The organism is Collinsella aerofaciens, assembly GCF_015557435.1.
Lineage (GTDB): Bacteria > Actinomycetota > Coriobacteriia > Coriobacteriales > Coriobacteriaceae > Collinsella > Collinsella aerofaciens_Z.
Genome location: NZ_JADNOH010000092.1, coordinates 1 through 7,394, shown reverse-complemented (window position 1 = coordinate 7,394; position 7,394 = coordinate 1). Strand labels below are relative to the sequence as shown.

At 59.4% G+C, this 7,394-nt stretch carries 6 protein-coding genes; all 6 read right to left on the bottom strand.

Annotation, left to right across the window (positions count from 1 at the left end):
• Nucleotides 1–384: 384 nt before the first annotated feature.
• From tsaD to acpS, 6 genes are read right to left on the bottom strand one after another with little or no spacing between them, the layout of a single operon-like run.
• Nucleotides 385–2,769 carry a tRNA (adenosine(37)-N6)-threonylcarbamoyltransferase complex transferase subunit TsaD gene (tsaD, locus tag I2G43_RS09150; RefSeq protein WP_195535916.1) on the bottom strand — a complete coding sequence of 795 codons (2,385 nt, stop codon included), beginning with the start codon at nucleotides 2,767–2,769 and terminating at the stop codon, nucleotides 385–387.
• Nucleotides 2,756–3,262, bottom strand: a complete 507-nt coding sequence (gene tsaE, locus I2G43_RS09145; RefSeq protein ID WP_195535915.1) for a tRNA (adenosine(37)-N6)-threonylcarbamoyltransferase complex ATPase subunit type 1 TsaE — start codon at nucleotides 3,260–3,262, stop codon at nucleotides 2,756–2,758. The genes tsaD and tsaE overlap by 14 nt, the downstream gene beginning before the upstream one ends.
• 12 nt (nucleotides 3,263–3,274) lie before the next feature.
• Nucleotides 3,275–3,895, bottom strand: a complete 621-nt coding sequence (locus I2G43_RS09140) for a uracil-DNA glycosylase (RefSeq protein WP_195535914.1) — start codon at nucleotides 3,893–3,895, stop codon at nucleotides 3,275–3,277.
• Between the two features lie 8 nt (nucleotides 3,896–3,903).
• Nucleotides 3,904–5,049, bottom strand: coding sequence for an alanine racemase (gene alr / locus I2G43_RS09135; protein ID WP_195535913.1), 1,146 nt, complete (start codon nucleotides 5,047–5,049; stop codon nucleotides 3,904–3,906).
• A gap of 2 nt (nucleotides 5,050–5,051) precedes the next feature.
• Complete coding sequence (locus I2G43_RS09130; protein ID WP_195535912.1) at nucleotides 5,052–6,668, bottom strand: NAD(P)H-hydrate dehydratase; 1,617 nt, start codon at nucleotides 6,666–6,668, stop codon at nucleotides 5,052–5,054.
• The gene (gene acpS, locus I2G43_RS09125; protein ID WP_195535911.1) at nucleotides 6,669–7,208 is read right to left on the bottom strand and encodes a holo-ACP synthase; all 540 of its coding nucleotides are present in this window, start codon (nucleotides 7,206–7,208) and stop codon (nucleotides 6,669–6,671) included.
• Nucleotides 7,209–7,394 lie beyond the last annotated feature (186 nt).

Below are 7,394 nucleotides of genomic sequence, written 5' to 3'. Positions count from 1 at the left end.
CGCAAGACGGAAAGCACATTAAGTGCTTTCCTTTGCGTGCGGAACTCGCGATAAAGTTCATATGTGCCGCCCGGCTCCCGCAGCGCACAGGGACTCCCATCCCAAATGCGCGGAGCAAAGCTCCGCACACCATCTTTTTCTTTCAACTAAAGAACGCCGGAAATTCGACGCTGGTAGGTTAACTATGCTGGTCGCTGTCGACGCCGAACCAGCTCAGAAGCTATATCGATACAGAGAGGTCCCCGGTCGGAGGGGCCGGATATAAGGTTTATCGCGAGTTCCGCACGCAAAGAAGGCCACTTAATGTGGCCTTCGTCTTGCGCAGGACTGTAGAGCAGGAAACCTTATATCCGGCCCCTCCGACCGGGGACCGAGCCCTACCAGTTACAGCGTCATGTTCGGATCGGCGTCGACATCGAACGACGAGATTTCTCCTCGGTCGAATTTGCGGCGGGCGACCTCCGCGATCATGGCGGCGTTGTCGGTGCATGCCGAGAGAGGCGGTACCGTCACACGGATGCCCTGGCGTCCGAGCTTTTTGATCATCATCTCGCGCAGATGCGGGTTGGCCGAAACGCCGCCGCCGATGCAGTACTCCTTGCATCCGGTGGCATGCAGCGCGTTCTTGGCCTTCTTGTACTGCACATCAAAGACCGCCGCCTCAAACGAAGCCGCCAGGTCGGGCAGATGAATCGTACGCCCAGCCTTGGTCTCCTGCTCAATGTATAGCGTCACGGCCGTCTTAAGACCAGACAGCGAGAAGCGGTAGTCTCCCCTGCTATTGAGTGCACGGGGAAAGTCAATCGCCTTGGGATTGCCCGTCTCGGCCAGCTTGGAGATGATGGGGCCACCGGGATAGCCCAGGCCCAACGCCTTGGCCACCTTATCGAAGGCCTCGCCCACGGCGTCGTCGAGCGTCTCGCCGAGCACCTCGTAGTCACCCCACGCCTTTACGTGGACAAGCATGGTGTGGCCACCCGAGACCAGCGTAAAGATAAACGGCGGCTTGAGGTCGGGCTGCGCCAGAAGGTTGGCGAACAGGTGGCCCTCCAGATGGTTGACGCACACGAGCGGCTTGCCGGCAGCATAGGCAAAGCCCTTGGCAAAGGCGACGCCCACCACGAGGGCACCCACCAGGCCCGGACCCTGCGTCACACCCACGGCGGCAAGCTCGCCGGGGGCAATCGCTCCGCCCTCAAGACCAAGCGATGCCGCGGCATCCTCGAGCGCCGCGTCCACGACGCTCACGATGACCTCCACATGCTTGCGCGAAGCAATCTCGGGCACCACGCCGCCAAAACGGGCGTGGAAATCGATCTGCGTCGATACCTGGTTGGCAAGCATGTTGCCGTCCGCGTCGATAATCGCCACGGCTGTCTCATCGCAGGAGCTCTCGATGGCAAGCACGAGGCGACGGCGCTCGATTTCGGCACGCTCCTCAACGGTGCGCTCGGGTGCGGGCAGCGGCCATACGCGCCGTTCAGCTGCCGTCGGCTCGGGCGAAGCATTGTCGACCGGAAGCACCAGAGGCAGCGGTGCCGTCATGACGATGGCATCCTTGCCCGCACCGTAATAGCCACGACGGCGACCCGCCTCGGTAAAGCCCAAGGCGGCATAGAGTGCAATCGCACCCTCGTTGTCGTCCTCGACCTCAAGCGAGGCCGTCGTGCAGCCAAGCATCTGAGCGTCATAGCTCACGTGCGACAGCAGCTTGCGGGCGATACCCTCGCGGCGGTGCGCCGGATCGACGGCAACGTCCATAATTTGCACGTCACCATCCACGACCATGCCGCCGGCAAGACCCAGCAGCTGACCATCATCATGTGCCACCCACCAGCTGCGCGGAGCGGCAACGTCCTCGCCCAGCTCAGACAAGAACATGCCCGGCGTCCATGTCTCATGTCCGGCACCTTCAAAGCAGACAGCCTCCAGTGCGCTTGCGCCCTCGGCATCTGCCGCGCCCATGGGACGGAACTGCAGATGACGTCCGGCAAGCTCGTCGGCAACGCCCGTAATTTCACTCTGCGCACTCTCGGCAAGACCGAGACGCTTACGCTCGTTTTCCTCCGCGTCCGAAAGACGCGTATAGATCGGTAGGACGCGGGCCGGGTCGCCATCACCTGCGGCATGCGCAAGGAGCAGGCCCCCGCCCGAAGGCCACCACAGGTCGCGCTCCACGCAGCGGGCAGTCTCATCCTCGCTCAGCAGCTTTCCGTATCGCACGAGACCGTCACCAGTCAGCTGGACCTGGTCCCAGTCCGCGGCCTGGCGCCACTCGTCGAGCGCCACGGCGGCCTTAGCCACGCGCTCGCGCTCAAACAGGCGCTCGGGGCCCTCATCGTTCAACACATACAGCGCCGGGTACACCTCGCCGCGCATGGCATCGGCAAGAATACCGAGTTTGCCGCGCACGCCAGCCTTCCACGCCGTCCAGGCACAAGCATCGAGCGTCGATACGCCCAGCAGCGGCACGTTGGCACCGCGCGCCAGGCCTTTTGCGGTGGAGATGCCAATGCGCACGCCCGTAAACGAGCCCGGACCGCGACCGACCACATAGCAGCCGACATCGCTGCGGTCCAAACCGGCCTGTGCCAGCACGCCATCAACGGTATTCACGAGCTCAACGTTAGCGTGGCGGCGGCACAGATGGTCGCCACTCGCCAGCTTCGCCTCGCCCGTCTGCACATCGGTCCAACTTGCCGCGCAGGCAAGCATGTCGGTCGAGGTATCGAGCGCCACCACCAGCGCGTTATCGTTAAGCAAGCTCATCTTGTACAGCCTTATCAATCAAATCGGAAAGCTCCGTTGCGCGCTCGCCGTGCGCCTCGAGCGTTATCGTTCGCACATCGCCATCGTTCTCATCACGTTTGAGCGTTACCGAAAGATACTCATCCGTCAGCTCGTCCTGGAACTGTTCGCCCCATTCCAGCAGACAAGCACCCTCATAGCCCAGCACATCGAAAATGCCTGTATCCTCGAGCTCGTAGGCATGCTCCAGGCGGTACAGGTCAAAGTGGAACAGCGGAATACGACCTTGGTCGTGAACGGCCATGAGCGCAAACGTAGGGCTTGTAACCATATGCCCGTCGCCCAGACCGCGTGAGACACCCTTGGTAAAGTGGGTTTTGCCCACTCCCAGGCCGCCGGTCAAAATCAAAACATCGCCATCTTCCAGGCACGGTGCGACCAGCTCGCCAAAATGCTCCGTATCGGCGGTGCAAGTCGTTTTGAAAGTACCTACCCCCAGGCGCTCCAGGGACATATGCGCTCCTTATTAGTTCGAGGCGCTCTCTGGCGCGGGATGTCGCTCCAGGTAGTCGCCCAGCATCTTAAAGTCTTCCTCCAGCAGCTCCTGCCATGCCGGGTTGCGCAACGCCGCCGCCGGATGGAACGTGGGCATCACCACAAAGTGCCCCATCTGATGGAACCTGCCGCGCAGTTTGGTAATGCCGATCTCGGTCTTGAGCACAAAGTGCGTCGCGGGATTGCCGAGCGTCACGATGATATCGGGCCAAATGCTCCGAATCTGCTCACGCAAAAACGGGGAGCAGGCCAGAACTTCCTCGGGACGAGGATTGCGATTTCCCGGCGGGCGACACTTAAGCACGTTGGCGATATAAACGTCTTCGCGCTTAAGGCCAGCCAGCGACAGGATGTCGTTGAGATCCTCGCCCGCTGCTCCCACAAAGGGTTCGCCCTGCAAATCCTCGTTGCGGCCCGGCGCCTCACCGATAAACATCACACGGGCATGGGGATTTCCCACGCCAAAAACGATGTTATGGCGCGATTGATAAAGCTGGCACAGGCGGCAATCGCCTAAAACCGCCTCGATCTCCTCGAGCGCGACCTCGCGCGGCGCCTGATGGCTATGGCCGGGGATGTGCATGACGCCCATGGTGGCTCCTACACGTAGACCTTGTCGAGACGCATGCCAAAGCCGCAGGCGACCTCGTAATTAATCGTGCCGCGCAGGCGCGCCATCTCGTCCATGGTAATCTCGGCATCGCCGTCGCGGCCGACAATAATCATCTCGTCACCGTACTCGGCCTCGGGAATCTCGTGCGCCGGGTTGGACTGAATGGCAACCATAAATTGGTCCATGCAGATATTGCCAACCTGACGCACGCGCTCGCCACGATATAGCACATCCATGCGGTTGGAAAGCGTACGCGAAAGACCGTCTGCGTATCCGATCGGCAACGTGCAAATCTGGACGCGCGTGCGAGGTACGCGATAGGTAAAACCGTAACCCACGCCCTCGCCCATCGCAGGATGCGCCACGCGTGTCACGCGCGCGTGAACGCTCATGACGGGATCGAGCTGCATCACACGACCGCTCAACTCACACGGCTGCAGGCCATATAGACCGATGCCGGCGCGAATCATATCAAAATGCATCGAGGAATCGAGCATTGAGGACGGCGTATTGGCGCAATGCACGATGCCGCACTCAAAGCCAGCGTCCTTTATCGCCTGAACGGCCTCGGTAAAACGCTGACACTGCAGTTTATAGTCCCAACCGGTCGGCTCATCGGCCGTTGCAAAGTGAGTAAAGACGCCATCGCATTGGATGCCGCGATGGAAACTAATACCGCGTACAAAGTCGAGCACCTGCGTATAGTGAACGCCAATGCGATTCATGCCCGTCTCGATAGCCAGATGGTACTTGCCCACCTTGCCGGCCGCAACAGCGCATTCGCCATAGGCCAGCGCAAAATCGGACGTATAGACCGAAGGCATGATGTCGAACTCGAGCAACGTGGGGATTGCCTCGATAGGCGGCTCGCTCAAGATCAGAACGGGCTTGGTAATTCCACCCTGGCGCAGCTCAACGCCCTCGTTGACCGTCGCCACAGCAAACATGTCTGCTCCGGCAGAGTACATGATTTTGGCGCACTCTACAGCACCATGGCCATAGGCATCGGCCTTGACCACACAGCACAGACGCTGACGCGGGTCGAGCAGGTTCTTGTAAGCCCTCGTGTTACGGCGAAGTGCCCCGCGGTCGATCTCAACCCAGGACCAGCGCGTCAAATCGGCCTTATTCATGATTAGTCATCCGACCCTTCGTCCATGATTCCCAGATCTTCGAGCGCATCCTTTGCCGCCAACTCCATGGCGGGGCCGATCAAGTCGATCAAATCGGTCGCGATAACGCTCTTCTCGCCGAACTCCGTCGCCGCGGCAAAACCCGCATAGCTGTGAAGCGCAACGGCATACGAATACAGCAGCTCCCAGCGATCCATCTCATCACGCATGGTTGCCAGCGTGCCGGCAAGAATACCCGCAAGGACATCGCCCGAACCGGCAGTCGCCAACGACGCCGGACCCGAGAGCGGCAACAGCACGCGCTCAACGCCACAGATAGCCGTCGTCGGCCCCTTGGCAATGACGACGAGGTTGTCAGAGCCGGCAGCCCAGACAACCTTCTGCGCGGCCGCGATTGCAGTCCCCAGATCGTTGACCTCGTCACCGGCAACAAGACGCGAAAGCTCGCGATAGTGCGGCGTCATGACGAGCGGCTGCTCACGACGATACATCTCGGGATTGCTATCGATACCGTCAATGGCAATCTTAGAGAGGCAGTTGAGCGCATCGGCGTCCAAGATGAGCGGTACATCAAGCTCAAGCAAGCCCGAGACCACCTGCATAGCGCCAGCAGACGTCGTCATACCGGGACCGCACAGCACGCAGCTGTACTTCTTTGCAATCTCGCACACCGTCATGCGCGCAGCAGCACCAAAGGAACCGCGGGAATCGGACGGGATAGCAAAGACGGGAATCGAAGGAAGCGCCATGCGAATAAGGTTAGCACAGGCATCTGGCGTTGCGACCGCCACATAACCGGCACCAGCACGGGCAGCAGACTTGGCTGCCATAATGGCGGCACCAGGGTACTGCGCAGAGCCGGCAACAATGAGCACAGAGCCACGGGAATACTTATCGATATTCGTTGGCAGCGGAGCGAAGTAATCGACCAAGTCGCCAGGCTCAACGATCTCGGCCGCATGGTCCACATCATCGATAACCTCGTCAAGACGATCGTAAAGATTACCGCAGACCAAATCACCAGCGTACTCAGGACCATCGGCACTATACAAACCAATCTTAGGGGCAATCATCGTTACCGTACGCTCGGCACGAATGCAATCGTCATCAACCGCGCCAGTCTCGGCATTCAGGCCCGAGGGGACATCGATAGACACGACGCAATCGGCGCATTCGTTGACCGTAGGGATCCAAATGGAGAACGGCGCACGCAGATTCCCGTGGAAACCGGTGCCAAAAATAGCGTCGACAACGACATCGGCCTTATCAATCAACACTTCGAGCTCGTCACGCGAGGGACCGACGCAAACGTGCACATCACGGCCGGCAGTACGACGAGCAACGTGGCGAGCCAGCGCGGCGGGAATCTCATCGGGCTCAACTGGGGAGACGATATCCACGTCCACACCCTTATGGCTCAGGATATCGGCAGCCACCCAACCATCGCCGCCATTATTGCCAAAACCGACCAGAACGAGGACTCGATCGGGATTAAGCTTTAAGATCTCGTTAGCGGCAAACTCACCCGCCAGCTCCATAAGCTCGGCCTTCGAAGTTCCTTCGCGTTCGATAATATCCTCGAGACGAACGACTTCCTCGGTACTTAAAACCGGTTTCATCTATGCTCCTAGCGTATCTTGCGAAGCATCGCCCAGGTGCTCCGACAAAGCTGAATTCTGCAGCTGCTCGAGCTCATCTAATACAGAGCGAGCCTCTTTAAATGTCTGCGCAACGCGTTTCTTGGTGCTCACCTTTTCATCTTTTGGCTTAGGCCGAGCATCTTCGGTAATCGCGATGGCATTTGCAACGGCCAAGTCTCCAGTAAGCGTAATGGAAAGAGCGACCTCAACAACACCCAGCTCTTGAGCAATCTCGAGTGCGCGACCGGAAAGTAATGCTTTCGGTTTTCCGAGCTTATCGCGCGTAACCGAAACATCCTTGCGGCCAACACCTTGGCTAAATCCCGTTCCGAGAGCCTTTAGCACCGCCTCGCGCGAAGCAAAGCGGCTGGCATAGCGAGCGGCAGGACGCGAAGAGGCGTCGCAGTACGCGCACTCTTCTTCGGTAAACACACGCCGAGCAAACGACGGCGTCTTTTCAAGAATTGATTTCATGCGGGAAATCTCGACGATGTCAACGCCGATACCAGCTTCAGCCATGTTCACCTCCATATTGCACAGACTCAGTTATTGTAGCCCGTTCACGGAAGATGCGACAAACGAGGGTCATAAAACACAGCGACTATGTGTGATAGAAGCTCATAAACGCAAAAAAGGGAGAGGCCGCGAGACCTCCCCCTTCTTCAAATCAACCAGACGGCTCGGTGCCGTCCACCGGTCAGCGGC